16 protein-coding genes are annotated in these 12,980 nt (G+C 66.4%); 8 read left to right on the top strand and 8 right to left on the bottom strand.

Annotated features, from left to right (window positions below; all coding sequences use genetic code 11):
* Positions 1-88: 88 nt before the first annotated feature.
* The gene (locus tag AC3WLY_RS17870) at positions 89-1,228 is read right to left on the bottom strand and encodes a PQQ-dependent sugar dehydrogenase (RefSeq protein ID WP_310137039.1); all 1,140 of its coding nucleotides are present in this window, start codon (positions 1,226-1,228) and stop codon (positions 89-91) included.
* A 152-nt stretch (positions 1,229-1,380) separates the two neighbouring features.
* On the opposite strand from AC3WLY_RS17870, the gene rpsP reads away from it, so the two are divergent.
* The 6 genes from rpsP to AC3WLY_RS17840 all read left to right on the top strand — a co-directional run bounded on the left by rpsP (position 1,381) and on the right by AC3WLY_RS17840 (position 5,509).
* Entirely contained in the window at positions 1,381-1,635 is a 255-nt protein-coding gene (rpsP, locus tag AC3WLY_RS17865) for a 30S ribosomal protein S16 (protein WP_006476550.1), read from the top strand.
* Between the two features lie 42 nt (positions 1,636-1,677).
* Positions 1,678-2,355, top strand: coding sequence for a ribosome maturation factor RimM (gene rimM, locus AC3WLY_RS17860; RefSeq protein WP_175963721.1), 678 nt, complete (start codon positions 1,678-1,680; stop codon positions 2,353-2,355).
* A 1-nt stretch (position 2,356) separates the two neighbouring features.
* Entirely contained in the window at positions 2,357-3,151 is a 795-nt protein-coding gene (gene trmD / locus AC3WLY_RS17855) for a tRNA (guanosine(37)-N1)-methyltransferase TrmD (RefSeq protein ID WP_034183054.1), read from the top strand.
* A 132-nt stretch (positions 3,152-3,283) separates the two neighbouring features.
* Complete coding sequence (rplS, locus tag AC3WLY_RS17850) at positions 3,284-3,676, top strand: 50S ribosomal protein L19 (RefSeq protein ID WP_011883860.1); 393 nt, start codon at positions 3,284-3,286, stop codon at positions 3,674-3,676.
* 87 nt (positions 3,677-3,763) lie between these two features.
* On the top strand, positions 3,764-4,450 hold the full coding sequence (locus AC3WLY_RS17845; protein ID WP_492310745.1) for a CoA pyrophosphatase: 687 nt from the start codon (positions 3,764-3,766) through the stop codon (positions 4,448-4,450).
* A 120-nt stretch (positions 4,451-4,570) separates the two neighbouring features.
* Positions 4,571-5,509, top strand: a complete 939-nt coding sequence (locus tag AC3WLY_RS17840) for a CobD/CbiB family protein (RefSeq protein WP_034183056.1) — start codon at positions 4,571-4,573, stop codon at positions 5,507-5,509.
* A gap of 63 nt (positions 5,510-5,572) precedes the next feature.
* Here the strand turns inward: AC3WLY_RS17840 and AC3WLY_RS17835 are convergent, their stop codons facing one another.
* The 3 genes from AC3WLY_RS17835 to AC3WLY_RS17825 form a co-directional block, all read right to left on the bottom strand.
* Positions 5,573-5,890, bottom strand: coding sequence for a putative signal transducing protein (locus AC3WLY_RS17835; protein WP_011351362.1), 318 nt, complete (start codon positions 5,888-5,890; stop codon positions 5,573-5,575).
* Positions 5,891-5,952: 62 nt separating this feature from the next.
* A complete protein-coding gene (gene rsgA / locus AC3WLY_RS17830; protein WP_310137035.1) occupies positions 5,953-6,894 on the bottom strand; it encodes a ribosome small subunit-dependent GTPase A in 942 nt (313 codons plus the stop codon).
* Complete coding sequence (locus tag AC3WLY_RS17825) at positions 6,891-8,150, bottom strand: M48 family metallopeptidase (protein WP_175963723.1); 1,260 nt, start codon at positions 8,148-8,150, stop codon at positions 6,891-6,893. The genes rsgA and AC3WLY_RS17825 overlap by 4 nt, the downstream gene beginning before the upstream one ends.
* A 117-nt stretch (positions 8,151-8,267) precedes the next feature.
* Between AC3WLY_RS17825 and orn the strand changes: the two genes are divergently transcribed.
* Positions 8,268-8,888 carry an oligoribonuclease gene (gene orn / locus AC3WLY_RS17820; RefSeq protein WP_034183060.1) on the top strand — a complete coding sequence of 207 codons (621 nt, stop codon included), beginning with the start codon at positions 8,268-8,270 and terminating at the stop codon, positions 8,886-8,888.
* A gap of 34 nt (positions 8,889-8,922) precedes the next feature.
* On the opposite strand, the gene mog is transcribed toward orn, so the two are convergent.
* Both mog and yjgA read right to left on the bottom strand, forming a co-directional pair.
* Positions 8,923-9,534: a molybdopterin adenylyltransferase gene (mog, locus tag AC3WLY_RS17815; protein ID WP_492310744.1), complete on the bottom strand. Its 612-nt coding sequence runs from the start codon at positions 9,532-9,534 to the stop codon at positions 8,923-8,925.
* Positions 9,515-10,120 (bottom strand): ribosome biogenesis factor YjgA, encoded by a 606-nt coding sequence (gene yjgA, locus AC3WLY_RS17810; RefSeq protein ID WP_492310743.1) that lies wholly within the window; start codon positions 10,118-10,120, stop codon positions 9,515-9,517. Before yjgA ends, mog begins: the two co-directional genes overlap by 20 nt.
* Positions 10,121-10,247: 127 nt before the next feature.
* Between yjgA and pmbA the strand changes: the two genes are divergently transcribed.
* Positions 10,248-11,618 (top strand): metalloprotease PmbA, encoded by a 1,371-nt coding sequence (gene pmbA / locus AC3WLY_RS17805; RefSeq protein ID WP_072436035.1) that lies wholly within the window; start codon positions 10,248-10,250, stop codon positions 11,616-11,618.
* A gap of 83 nt (positions 11,619-11,701) precedes the next feature.
* Here pmbA and AC3WLY_RS17800 read toward each other — a convergent pair whose 3' ends face one another.
* Entirely contained in the window at positions 11,702-12,202 is a 501-nt protein-coding gene (locus AC3WLY_RS17800) for a dihydrofolate reductase (RefSeq protein ID WP_492310742.1), read from the bottom strand.
* Positions 12,203-12,475: 273 nt separating this feature from the next.
* Entirely contained in the window at positions 12,476-12,802 is a 327-nt protein-coding gene (locus AC3WLY_RS17795) for a hypothetical protein (protein ID WP_310137029.1), read from the bottom strand.
* Between the last annotated feature and the right edge of the window lie 178 nt (positions 12,803-12,980).

The raw sequence follows: 12,980 nt of genomic DNA, 5'->3' as shown, positions 1-12,980 counted from the left end.
GGCATGGGCGGCCGGCGGGCCGGCGCGGGCGCGCGGCCCGGCACGCATTCTACGATGCCCGGTCGGGCCCGGTCACCCCCGGCCTGCGTCAAGGTGCCGCATAGGTCACGCGGTAGATTGCACCTGCGTAGTCGTCGCTGACGAGCAGCGAACCGTCCGGCAGCGGCAGCACGTCGGCCGGGCGTCCCCACACCGTGCCGTCGGGCCGCAGCCAGCCCGTGACGAATGGGGTCTGGCGCGCCTGGCTGCCGTCCGCCGATACGACGACGCGCATCACGCGGTAGCCGACCTTCGTGCTGCGGTTCCACGAACCGTGTTCGGCGATGAACACGCTATTGCGATACGACGCCGGAAACATCGGCCCGGTATAGAAGCGCATGCCCAGCGCCGCGACGTGTGCGCCGAGTTTCAATACGGGCGGCACATAACGGCGGCATACGTCGGCGCTGCCGAATTCAGGGTCGGGCGTATCGCCGCCATGGCAGTACGGAAAGCCGAAGTCGAGGCCGGCGCGCGGCGCGCGGTTCAGCTTGTCGTCGGGCACGTCGTCGCCCATCATGTCGCGCCCGTTGTCGGTAAACCAGAGCTCTCCCGAATCGGGGTGCCATGCGAAGCCGACCGTATTGCGCACGCCGCGGGCGACGACCTCGCGTCCGCTGCCGTCGGCCTTCATGCGCGCAATGATCGCGTAGCGGCTGCGATCGGCGAGACAGACGTTGCACGGTGCACCGGTCGGCACGTAAAGCTTGCCGTCGGGGCCGAACGCGATGAATTTCCAGCCGTGATGGTGGTCGGTCGGCAGCGCGTCGGTCACGACGGCAGGGGGCGGTGGCTTGGCGAGCCGGTCGTCGATGCGATCGAGGCGCAGGATGCGCGACACGGCTGATATATAGAGCGCACCATCGCGGTAGGCTACGCCGACAGGCATGTCGAGTCCGGACGCGATCACGTGGCGCGCGCTGATCCGGCCCTCGTGCATCTCGAACGCATGCACGCGGCCTTCCTGCGTGCCGACATACAGGATGCCGCGCGGCGACCACGCCATTTCGCGTGCGGTCGGTACCGCGTCGGTCAGCACTTCCACGTGGAAGCCGGGCGGCACGACCAGTTCATCGACCGGCAACGGCGCGGCGAACGCGGTTGCGGACGCGAGGCAGGCAAGGCCGGCAAGCAGCGCGATGAAACGGTGCTGCGCGCGGCGCGTCGGGGCGGCGCGAAGGAGCGGCATGACGGTCGGGAGCGTCCTGGACACGACGATTGTATGCCCGGCGGACGGGCCGTCCGTGGATTTTTTGCGCGTAAGTGTTTGTTGTGCCTCTGGTTTCCGGCTATAATCGCGTGTTTCAGTAGTTTCGAACCCGGTTTTCCGAAGGACATCATATGGTTATCATCCGTCTGGCTCGTGGCGGCTCGAAGAAGCGCCCGTTCTACAACATCGTTGCTACCGATTCGCGCAACCGTCGTGACGGCCGCTTCATCGAGCGCGTCGGTTTCTACAACCCGGTTGCTACGAAGGGCGAATCGCTGCGTATCGCTCAGGACCGTCTGACGTACTGGCAAGGTGTTGGCGCGCAACTGTCGCCGACCGTCCAGCGTCTCGTGAAGGAAGCGCAAAAGGCGCAACCGGCTGCCTAACATGGCACGGTGTGCCGGTCGTGCCGGCTGTGAGGTGCATTGATGGCGGGTCACGATTCCGGTAATGCAAGGCGCGGGCGTGCGTCATTCGGCGCATTCGTCCGCAAGCCGGTCGAGCGCGACGTTGTCGCGAACGCCGGTCAGGCTGCCGAACAGGGTAGCCTCGAAGCGACGCAAGCCTGGCCCGACGATGCTGTCGAGGTCGGGGCGGTGGTCGACGCCTACGGCCTTAAGGGCTGGATCAAGGTGGCGACGCATGCCGACGCCGGTCGCGGCGGCGACGCGCTGCTCAACGCGCGCCGCTGGTGGCTGGAACGCGGTGCGGAGCGGCTTTCCGTCCGCATCATGCAGTCGAAGACGCACAGCGACACCGTCGTTGCGCAACCCGCGGGCGTCAGCGACCGCGATGCCGCGCTGGCCATGCGCGGCTTTCGCGTGTTCGTGCGCCGGGAGGATTTCCCGGCATTGGCCGCGGACGAATTCTATTGGGTCGACCTGATCGGTCTCGATGTCGTCAACGAGCAATCGGTGGCGCTCGGGAAGGTGAGCGGGATGATCGACAACGGCGTGCATTCGATCATGCGTGTCGAGTATCCGGCGACCGGCAAAGACGGTCAGCCGACCACCGACGAACGGTTGATTCCGTTTGTCGGCGTATACGTCAAAACGGTGGATCAGGCGGCGCGTCGCATCGTCGTCGACTGGGAAGCCGATTACTGAAATGAACCAGGTTACCGAGAGCGCGGTGCAGTTCGACGTCGTCACGCTCTTTCCCGAGATGTTCCGCGCACTGACCGACTGGGGAATCACCAGCCGGGCCGTCAAGCAAGGGCGCTTCGGGCTGCGCACCTGGAACCCGCGTGATTTCACGACGGACAACTACCGCACGGTCGACGATCGTCCGTACGGCGGCGGTCCGGGCATGGTGATGCTGGCCAGGCCGCTCGAAGCCGCGATCGGCGCCGCGAAAGCGGCGCAGGCGGAGCAGGGCATCGCGAGCACGCGCGTCGTGATGATGTCGCCGCAGGGCGCGCCGCTCACGCACGAGCGAGCGGTGCGGATGGCGCAGGAGCCGGGTGTCGTCGTGTTGTGCGGCCGCTATGAAGCGATCGACCAGCGCCTGCTCGACCGTTGCGTCGACGAGGAAATCAGCCTCGGGGATTTCGTGCTGTCGGGCGGGGAACTGCCGGCGATGGCGATGATGGATGCGGTCGTGCGGCTGCTGCCCGGTGTGCTGAACGATTCGCAGTCGGCCGTGCAGGACAGTTTCGTCGACGGCCTGCTCGATTGTCCGCATTACACGCGCCCCGAGGAATATGACGGCGTGCGCGTGCCGGACGTGCTGCTCGGCGGGCATCATGCCGAGATCGAGCGGTGGCGGCGTCAGGAAGCATTGCGGAATACGTTGCGGAAGCGGCCGGACCTGATCGTTCGGGCGCGTCGCGAAAAGTTGTTGAGCCGTGCCGACGAGGCATGGCTTGCGAACCTCGCACGCGAAGCGAAGGACGCCTCCTGAGGCGGCGTCGCGGGCGGGAATTGGCGGTGCCGTGCATGCGTGCGCGGTGCCTGATGTGAATCCATCCTCTATCGGGGCCGGCCTGGGAGCAGGCAGGTGCAAACGCCGACACGATGGCAATAGGAGTCAGTGATGAACCTCATCGCAAAACTTGAGCAGGAAGAAATCGAGCGCGCGCTCGCCGGCAAGACGATCCCCGAATTCGCCCCGGGCGACACGGTGATCGTGAACGTGAACGTGGTTGAAGGTAACCGCAAGCGCGTTCAGGCTTACGAAGGCGTCGTGATCGCGATTCGCAACCGTGGCCTGAACTCGAACTTCATCGTCCGCAAGATCTCGTCGGGCGAAGGCGTCGAGCGTACGTTCCAGACGTACTCGCCGCTGCTGGCAAGCATCGTCGTGAAGCGCCGCGGTGATGTGCGTCGCGCGAAGCTGTACTACCTGCGCGAGCGTTCGGGCAAGTCGGCTCGTATCAAGGAAAAGCTGGTGTCGAAGGATCGCACCGCAGCAGCTTCCCAAGAGTAAGAGCTGTAAGGAAAAAGCACCCACCCGGGTGCTTTTTTCATTCTGGCGCGACAATATGCTCGATACGACACGAACCCGAGAGCCCCATTGAACCGCCGCCCCATCATCGATCCCGAAGTATTGCCGGTCGAAGGCACCGGCGCTGGCCTGCCCGCCATCGATTCCCGCCTGATGACGCCGTCCGGCTTGCGCGACCGTTTCGCGCGCACGCTCGACTGGAACGTCGAGCCCGGAGAGGCGAGGCTCCAGGAAGGCGTCGATCCGCGCAGCGCGGCCGTCCTCGTGCCGCTCGTCACCCGCGAGTCGGGCCTCACCGTGCTGCTGACCCAGCGCGCCGACCACCTGAACGACCACGCCGGGCAGATCAGCTTTCCCGGCGGCCGTCGCGAACCGTTCGATCGCGACGCGACCGCCACCGCGTTGCGCGAAGCGAAGGAAGAGATCGGGCTGGCTGCCGAACGCGTCGAGATCCTCGGCGCGTTGCCCGACTACCTGACCGGCACCGGCTTCTGCGTGGCGCCGGTGGTCGGCCTCGTGCATCCGCCGTTCACCGTGCAGGCCGACACGTTCGAAGTCGCCGAAATCTTTGAGGTGCCGCTCGCGTTCCTGATGAATCCCGCGAACCATCAGGTCCGCGTGTTCCGTTGGGAAGGCGGCGAGCGTCGTTTTTTTGCGATGCCCTATCCGAACGGCGAACCGGGCGGGCATTACTTCATCTGGGGCGCAACTGCCGCCATGTTTCGCAATCTGTACCGCTTCTTGGCCGCTGCATAGGCGCGCACACCGGCTCACGCGCGCGGCCGGCCGCCGGGCGGCTGCGCCGGCAGCCATGCTCGGCTTACGCTGTGCTATCGTTATGCAAAAAATGACATAACTCCGAAGACGGCGCCACGCATGACTTTCTTTTCGGTTCTCCTTGCCCTCATCATCGAACAGGTCCGCGCGTTGTCGCCGAACAATCCGGTGTTCGCGCTGTTCCAGTTTCATGCGGAAACCGTCGCGCATGGCCTCGACGCCGGCAAGCAGAAGCACGGCATCCTCGCGTGGCTCGCGGTCGTGCTGCCGTGGGTGCTGGTCGTCGCACTGATCTATTTCCTGCTGTACAAGGTGAGCTTCGTGCTCGCGTTCCTGTGGAACGTGGTCGTCGTGTATTTCACGCTTGGCTTCCGACAGTTCAGCCATTACTTCACCGACATCCATCTCGCGCTCAACAACGACGACGTGCCGCGTGCGCGTGAAATCCTGCGCGAGTGGACGGGCATCGACACGGTCGACATGCCGGTCGGCGAAATCGTCCGCCATACGCTGATTCACGCGGTTGTCGCATCGCATCGTCACGTGTTCGGCGTGTTCTTCTGGTATGTGCTGCCGATCGGGCCGGCCGGCGCCGTGCTGTACCGGATTTCCGAATACCTCGCGCGCAGCTGGTCGACGCCGGGCGACGAGCGCACGGCCGCCTTCTCGACGTTCGCGCAACGCGCGTTCTTCGTGATCGACTGGATCCCCGCGCGACTGACCGCACTTGGCTTCGCGATCGTCGGCAATTTCGAGGATGCGATCTACGCGTGGCGCAACCACACGCGCCAGTGGCCCGACCCGAACGACGGCGTGCTGCTGGCAGCCGGCAGCGGGGCGCTCGGCGCGCGTCTCGCGGGGCCGCTCGCGGAACCGTCGAGCCTCGATGCGCTGGCGGTCGGCGACAGCGGTCCGCTGACGGTCGGTGATGATTGCACGCCGCGTACGCTGCAGTCGGCGGTCGGCCTCGTCTGGCGTGCGGTGATCCTGTGGATGATCCTGCTGCTGATGCTGACGCTCGCCGTGTGGGTGTCGTGACGGGGCCGCGCAGCGCCCGATGAAAGGCAAAGGCCGGCTTGATGCCGGCCTTTTTGCTGTGGGTCAGTCGTCGAGCGGATCGCGCACGGCGCCGCATTGCCAGCACGCCGTGAACTGGGCCTCGAGCGCTTCGCCGCACTGTCGGCAGCGCCACGGCGCGGCGCCGGCCGACGGGCCGTGCGACGCGGCATCGAGCAGCCGGCGAGCGAGCGCGTCGTCGCGTTCGTCGTCGAGCCACAGCTCGGGCGTGCACGCGTCGGCGGGCAGGCCGCCGAGTGCGCCGGTCGCGTAGCAGTTATGCAGCTCGCAACCGATGCCGGCCACCTGAAGCACGTTGGCCCAATGCTGCGCCGTCGCAAGATCGGGTGCCTTGAAACGCATGGCGGCTCCTGTCGATGAAGGCCGGCCCGAACGGCATCGGCCGCCGCGCGCCTGTCGCGCGATCAGCGGACGATCTGGCTCGCCTCGTGCACGAGCTGCGCATACAGCGCGTGCCGCGACGGCGCGATGCGGCCGTCGGCGACCGCTTCGAGAATCGCGCAGCCGGGCTCGTGCAGATGATGACAATTATAGAAACGGCAGTCCGCGAGCAACGGCCGGAACTCCGGAAACGCGCGCTCGAGACGGCCTTCCGTCAGATGGTAGAGGCCGAATTCCTGGAAGCCCGGCGAATCGATCAGCGCGCCGCCGCCCTCCAGCGGGTAGAGGCGCGTGAACGTCGTCGTGTGGCGGCCGCTGTTGAGCGCGGCCGAGATTTCGCGCGTCGCGGCTTCGGCATCGGGAACGAGCAGGTTCACGAGCGTCGACTTGCCCATCCCGGACTGGCCGAGCAGGATCGTCGAATGGCCGGCGAGGTGCGGCATCAGTTGCGCGCGCGCGTCGTCGGGCGAGCCCTTCACCGACAGCTCGAGCACGTCGTAGCCGAGCGCGCGGTACGGCGCGAGGCGCTCGCGCGCGACCGGCAGCGCAGCCTCGACGTCGATCTTGTTCAGCACGACGAGCGGCTTCAGCTCGTTCGCGTCGGCGGCGATCAGCGCGCGGCCGAGCAGGTCTTCGCTGAAATAGGGCTCGGTCGCGAGCACGATCAGCAACTGGTCGAGGTTGGCCGCGAAGAGCTTCGACTTGAACTGGTCGGAACGGTACAGCAGGTTGCGCCGTTCGCCGATCTCGACGATCACGCCCTGGTCGGCCGACGCGTGTTCGTACACGACGCGGTCGCCGACCGCGATGTCGCTCTTCTTGCCGCGCGGGAAGCACTGCAGCATCGGGCCGCCGTCGTCGGGCGCGACGATGTAGTGGCGGCCGTGCGCCGCGATCACGCGGCCTTCGACACGTTGCGCGCCCGACGCGCGCGGGGCCGGCTTGCGGGGAGTCGGCCGGCTCATGCGTGCTGCAGCAGGCGGTCGATCCGCTGCGATGCGGGCGGATGCGAGTAATAGAAGGCCGTGTAGACGGGGTCGGGCGTCAGCGTCGACGCGTTGTCCTCGTAGAGCTTCACGAGCGCGCTGACGAGATCCTGCGCGTCGGTCTGGCTGGCCGCGAACGCGTCGGCCTCGAATTCGTGCTTGCGCGACGTGAGGCTGCTGAACGGCGTAGCGAAGAACAGGAACACCGGAATCGCGAGGAAGAACAGCACGAGCGCGGCGCCCGCGTTGCTCGTGTCGAGCGACGGCGTGACGCCGAGCCCCGTGTAGAACCACGTGCGTTGCGCCAGCCAGCCGAGCAGCGCGAGCAGCACGAGGCTCAGCAGGAACGACACGAGCATTCCCTTCATCACGTGGCGGCGCTTGAAATGGCCGAGTTCGTGCGCGAGCACGGCTTCGATTTCCTGGCCGGACAGGCGCGCGAGCAGCGTGTCGAAGAACACGATCCGCTTCGACGCACCGAAGCCCGTGAAATACGCATTGCCGTGCGCGGAGCGGCGGCTGCCGTCCATCACGAACAGGCCCTTCGCCGCGAAGCCGCAGCGCTTCATCAGCGATTCGATGCGCGAGCGCAGCGCGTCATCGTTGAGCGGCTCGAATTTGTTGAAGATCGGCGCGATGAAGGTCGGGAAGATCAACTGCACGAACATCAGGTAGACGACCAGCACGACCCATGCCCACAGCCACCACAGGCTGCCGGCCTGGTTCATCAGCCACAGCACGGCGAACAGCAGCGGCAGGCCGAGCGCGGCGCCGATCAGCGTGTTCTTCAGCATGTCGGTGAAGAACAGCCGCTTCGTCATCCGGTTGAAGCCGAAACGCTGCTCGATCCCGAACTGGCGGTAATACTCGAACGGGATGTCGATCACGCTCGTGATCACGAGCACCGCGGCGACGAGCGCAACCTGCTGCCCGTAACCGCGGCCGAGCCAGCCGGTCAGCAGCGTGTCGAGCGCGCCGACGCCGCCGAGCAGCGTGAGGCCGACCAGCACGGCCGCGCTGACGACGATCTCGAGCATCGTCAGCCGGGTGCGCTCGACCGTATAGTCGGCCGCGCGCTGGTGGGCGGTCAGCGGGATGGTTGCGCTGAACTGCGCCGGTACGCCGTTGCGGTGCGCGGCGACGAAGCGGATCTGCCGCGACGCGAGCCACAGCTTGGTGACGACCATCGCGAGCACGGCGAGCGCGAACAGCAGGGTGAACGAAAAGGGTGACATCGAAGGCGCCAAAGGGTTCTATGCGAGAATTATATGTTCTTGCGGACCGGGCCCGCTGATGCGTTGCCGGCCGCCCGGGCGGCGTCGCGCGCCGTCCGCCATTTTCCAGGATGACTCATGACCGATACCGCCGCTTCCGCCAGCCAGCCCGCGCTCGTGCGCAACGAGTTGAACCTCGTCTGGCTCGACATGGAGATGACGGGCCTCGACCCGGATAACGACCGCATCATCGAGATCGCGGTCGTCGTGACCAATTCCACGCTCGACGTTGCCGTCGAAGGCCCCGTGTTCGCGATCCACCAGAGCGACGAAACGCTCGCGAAGATGGACGACTGGAACAAGTCGACGCACGGCCGCTCGGGCCTGATCGACCGCGTGCGCGCGTCGACCGTGACCGAGGCGGAAGCCGCCGCGCAACTGCAGGCGTTCCTCGCGCAGTACGTGTCGCCCGGCAAGTCGCCGATGTGCGGCAACTCGATCTGCCAGGACCGCCGTTTCATGGCGCGCTGGATGCCCGAATTCGAGAAATTCTTCCACTACCGCAATCTCGACGTCAGCACGCTGAAGGAGCTGTGCCGCCGCTGGCAGCCCGCGATCTACAAGGGCTTCCAGAAACGCGCGATGCACACGGCGCTCGCTGACATCCACGAGTCGATCGACGAGCTGAAGTACTACCGCGAGCATTTCCTGATTCCGGCCGCGCCGGCGTCGGCAGGCGAGTCCGCGCCGGCCGCCTGAGCGGGCCGGCACGCGCTCAGCGCTCGACAAACGCTCAGCGCCGCGCGCTTTTCGGCCGGAACGCCGCGACCACCGCGGCGTCGGTCTCGATGTACGGGCCGCCGATCAGGTCGATGCAGTAGGGCACCGCTGCGAAGATGCCGGGCACGGTCGACTTGCCGTCGGCGTCGCGCAGCCCTTCGAGCGTTTCCCGGATCGACTTCGGCTGGCCGGGCAGGTTGATGATCAGCGCCGCATGGTCGGCCGTCTCGCGAATCACCGCGACCTGCCGCGACAGGATCGCGGTCGGCACGAAATTCAGGCTGATCTGCCGCATCTGTTCGCCGAATCCCGGCATTTCCTTCGTCGCCACGGCCAGCGTGGCCTCGGGCGTCACGTCGCGGCGCGCGGGGCCCGTGCCGCCCGTCGTCAGCACGAGGTCGCAGCCGGCGACGTCGACGAGCTCGGCGAGGGTCGCGGAGATCGTCGGCGCGTCGTCCTGGATCAGCCGGGTTTCGGCGCGCCACGGCGAGACCAGCGCGCCCGCGAGCCACTCTTGTAGCGCCGGAATGCCCTTGTCTTCGTAGACACCCGTGCTGGCACGGTCGCTGATCGATACGAGACCGACGACGAGCTCGTCCGGGTGGTTACGCTTCGTCGTCGTCATGGTCGTCTCCGGCGTCGTCGGCCGCTTCATCATCCCCGCCGGGGGTGCCGCTCGCGGTCTTGACCCACTGGAACAGTTCGCGGAAATAGCGCGGCGGCTTGCCTTGCTGCGCTTCCTTGCGCGCGTTGCGGATCAGCGTGCGGCCTTCCTGGATGTCGGCGTCGGGGTGCCGGCGCAGGAATTCGGTCAGTGCGTCGTCGCTGGCGAGCAACTGTTCGCGCGTGCGCTCGATCCAATGCAGGCGGGCCGTCGCGGCCTTGTTCACGCCGCGCTGCGCGTCGAGCGCGGTGCGCAGCGCGGCCGTCTCGTCGTCGGCCAGCGAGCGCATCACGCGGCCCACGTACTGGAGCTGGCGGCGCTTGCCTTCGTGATCGGTGATCCGGCGCGCCTCGCGAACGGCGTCCGCGAGGGCTTCCGGCATCGGCATGCGCTTGAGCGCGTCCTTCGGCAGGTCGACGAGCGCCTGGCCGAGCACCTGCAGCTCGTGCATCTCGCGCTTGAGTTGGGATTTGCTGGGGCGATCGTAGCCGTTGTCGTCGTCTTCGACGGCATGCTCGATCGGCTGAATTCGGGTTTTGCGTGTCATGGGCGGCATTGTATCGCGGCGCGGACACCCCAAGCTTGTCTGTGTCCGTCCCCGGACCTTGCTATGATCGCGGGATACGCAACATTTTGAACATGCGGGCGCCCGCCCGCCACCGGATACCAAGACGATGGCAGCCAATCTCGACGTACAAGCGCGCTATTTCCCGCACACGCAGGACCAGCTCAAAGAAATCGCGTCGGACATCCTTCGCCATGCGAAGGCACTCGGCGCGACGGACGCCGCGACCGAAATCTCCGAGGGCGACGGCCTGTCGGTGTCGGTGCGCCGCGGCGAAGTCGAAACGATCGAGCACAACCGCGACAAGATGGTCGGCGTGACCGTGTTCATCGGCAAGAAGCGCGGCAACGCGAGCACGTCCGATTTTTCACCGGCCGCGATCAAGGATACCGTCGCCGCCGCCTACAACATCGCACGTTTCACGGCCGAGGACGAAGCGGCCGGCCTCGCCGAGGCCGAGCTGCTCGAAACCGACCCGCGCGACCTCGATCTCTATCATCCGTGGGCGCTGACGGCCGACGAGGCCGTCGAACTTGCCCGCCGCGCGGAAGACGCCGCATTCGCGGTCAGCCCGCAGATCCGCAATTCGGAAGGCGCGAGCGTGTCGGCGCAGCATTCGCAGTTCGTGCTCGCGACGTCGCGCGGCTTCCTGTCCGGCTATCCGTACTCGCGCCACTACATCGCCTGCGCGCCGATCGCGGGCAGCGGCCGTCAAATGCAGCGCGACGACTGGTATTCGTCGAAGCGCAGCGCGATCGATCTCGCGGCACCCGAAGCGGTGGGCCGTTATGCGGCCGAGCGTGCGCTCGCGCGGATGGGCGCGCGCCGTCTCGACACCCGCAAGGTGCCCGTGCTGTTCGAGGCGCCGCTCGCGGCCGGCCTGCTCGGCGCATTCGTACAGGCCGTGAGCGGCGGCGCGCTGTACCGCAAGACGTCGTTCCTCGTCGACAGCCTCGGCAAGCCGGTGTTTGCGCCGCACATCCAGGTCGTCGAGGATCCGCACGTGCCGCGCGCGATGGGCAGCGCGCCGTTCGACGAGGAAGGCGTACGTACGCGCGCGCGCAGCGTCGTCAAGGACGGCGTCGTCGAAGGCTACTTCCTGTCGACCTATTCGGCACGCAAGCTCGGCACGCAGACCACCGGCAACGCGGGCGGCTCGCACAACCTCGCGCTGCGCAGCTCGAACACGCAGCCGGGCGACGATTTCGACGCGATGCTGAAGAAGCTCGGTACGGGCCTGCTGCTGACCGAGCTGATGGGGCAGGGCGTGAACTATGTGACGGGCGACTATTCGCGCGGCGCGGCAGGTTTCTGGGTTGAGAACGGCGTGATCCAGTATCCGGTCGAGGAAATCACCGTCGCGAGCACGCTGCAGGAGATGTTCCGGCATATCGTCGCGATCGGCGCGGATTCGATCGTCCGCGGTACGAAGGAAACGGGCTCGGTGCTGATCGAGCAGATGACGATCGCAGGGCAGTAAGCCGCGCGCGGCGCAGGCCGCCACGAAACGAAAAAGCCCGACCGGCGCGAGCCGGTCGGGCTTTGCTCATTGTGCGTGACGCGTCAGACGCGCTTGCGTTCGTAGACGACGAACGCATAACCGAACGTGTTCGGCGCGGCGGCCTGGTGTGCATCGCGCGAAACTTCCTGCCAGTGCGCGGCGTCGGGCGCAGGGAACGATGCATCGCCGTCGAAGTCGGCATCGATCTCGGTGACGATCAGTTTATCCGCGAGCACGAGGCCTTCCGCGTAGAGTTGCGCACCGCCGATCAGGAATGCTTCGGGCACGCCGTCGCGCGTGACGAGCGCCAGCGCGTCGGCGAGCGACGTGACCGTGTCGCAGCCATCGAAGCGGCGCGTTGCGTCGCGCGTGACGACGATGTTGCGGCGGCCCGGCAGCGGCCGGCCGATCGACTCGTGGGTCTTGCGGCCCATCACGATCGGCGCGCCCATTGTCGTACGCTTGAAGAACGCGAGATCCTCGGGAAGTTTCCAGGGCAACTGGTTGTCGCGGCCGATGATGCCGTTGCGGGCACGCGCGACGATCAGGGTCAACGTCGTCATGAAGGTCGGAGAAGAGGAAAGCCGGAATGGCGCCGATTCTACCGGAACGGCGGTACCTGCCGGATTCCTCGCACGTGCATCGGCTTTCCGGTGTTGCGCGCCGCGATGCGCGATGCAATGCGGCGCGGCGACGGACTGAGTAAAAAGAGTGCCCGCCGGGGGACGGAGCACAAAAACCGTTTCGTGTCGCGGGGCAGTGAGGGGGGCGCGATCGATGCTGTCCGGCAGATTCGAATAGATATGGAATCCTCATCGAATGGATTGGCGCATGCATCACTGATGCGTGGTGCCTTGTGCGTTTTTTTCCATCGCGTGCTGCACGTCGCGTGGCTGCGGTACCGGGAGCGGTGTCGGCAACAGGGGCGGAGGCGGGATCTCGTCCCACAGCGTCACTGAAGCCTTGCCGGCCGGCAGCGGTTGCGGTGCCGACACGGTCACGATGCCGAACCCGTTGCCGGGCTGCATGCCTGGCGCGTTTTCGGCGAGCAGCATCGCGCGATCCAGCTTCACGTTTTCATCCGCGTGCGCCGGCGCGGGCGGGCCGGCGGCCGAGAGCGAAATCGCCATCGGCACGAAGGAAAGTAACAGATGTTTTCGCATGGTCGCTGTCTCCGATGTATTCCTATGCAGCGAAATACATGCCATCGCGCCGGGACCCTTGTCACGACTGCGATTCGCGCACACGCGTTGACAATTGCGGCGAAAAACGCCTCAAAGTGTTTCAGGCCTGAAACGAGGGGGCTTGGGAATACTGCGGATTCAATCGATACGCTACAAG

The sequence above is a fragment of the Burkholderia sp. FW306-1C-G01B genome (assembly GCF_058781685.1).
This window is presented reverse-complemented; position numbering and strand designations above follow the sequence as displayed.

What these genes read in the sequence shown, in the direction of transcription:
- AC3WLY_RS17870 (WP_310137039.1), bottom strand. Translation starts at nt 1,228, where the DNA reads ATGCCGCTCCTTCGCGCCGCCCCGACGCGCCGCGCGCAGCACCGTTTC.
- rpsP (WP_006476550.1), top strand. Translation starts at nt 1,381, where the DNA reads ATGGTTATCATCCGTCTGGCTCGTGGCGGCTCGAAGAAGCGCCCGTTC.
- rimM (WP_175963721.1), top strand. Translation starts at nt 1,678, where the DNA reads ATGGCGGGTCACGATTCCGGTAATGCAAGGCGCGGGCGTGCGTCATTC.
- trmD (WP_034183054.1), top strand. Translation starts at nt 2,357, where the DNA reads ATGAACCAGGTTACCGAGAGCGCGGTGCAGTTCGACGTCGTCACGCTC.
- rplS (WP_011883860.1), top strand. Translation starts at nt 3,284, where the DNA reads ATGAACCTCATCGCAAAACTTGAGCAGGAAGAAATCGAGCGCGCGCTC.
- AC3WLY_RS17840 (WP_034183056.1), top strand. Translation starts at nt 4,571, where the DNA reads ATGACTTTCTTTTCGGTTCTCCTTGCCCTCATCATCGAACAGGTCCGC.
- AC3WLY_RS17835 (WP_011351362.1), bottom strand. Translation starts at nt 5,890, where the DNA reads ATGCGTTTCAAGGCACCCGATCTTGCGACGGCGCAGCATTGGGCCAAC.
- rsgA (WP_310137035.1), bottom strand. Translation starts at nt 6,894, where the DNA reads ATGAGCCGGCCGACTCCCCGCAAGCCGGCCCCGCGCGCGTCGGGCGCG.
- AC3WLY_RS17825 (WP_175963723.1), bottom strand. Translation starts at nt 8,150, where the DNA reads ATGTCACCCTTTTCGTTCACCCTGCTGTTCGCGCTCGCCGTGCTCGCG.
- orn (WP_034183060.1), top strand. Translation starts at nt 8,268, where the DNA reads ATGACCGATACCGCCGCTTCCGCCAGCCAGCCCGCGCTCGTGCGCAAC.
- mog (WP_492310744.1), bottom strand. Translation starts at nt 9,534, where the DNA reads ATGACGACGACGAAGCGTAACCACCCGGACGAGCTCGTCGTCGGTCTC.
- yjgA (WP_492310743.1), bottom strand. Translation starts at nt 10,120, where the DNA reads ATGACACGCAAAACCCGAATTCAGCCGATCGAGCATGCCGTCGAAGAC.
- pmbA (WP_072436035.1), top strand. Translation starts at nt 10,248, where the DNA reads ATGGCAGCCAATCTCGACGTACAAGCGCGCTATTTCCCGCACACGCAG.
- AC3WLY_RS17800 (WP_492310742.1), bottom strand. Translation starts at nt 12,202, where the DNA reads ATGACGACGTTGACCCTGATCGTCGCGCGTGCCCGCAACGGCATCATC.
- AC3WLY_RS17795 (WP_310137029.1), bottom strand. Translation starts at nt 12,802, where the DNA reads ATGCGAAAACATCTGTTACTTTCCTTCGTGCCGATGGCGATTTCGCTC.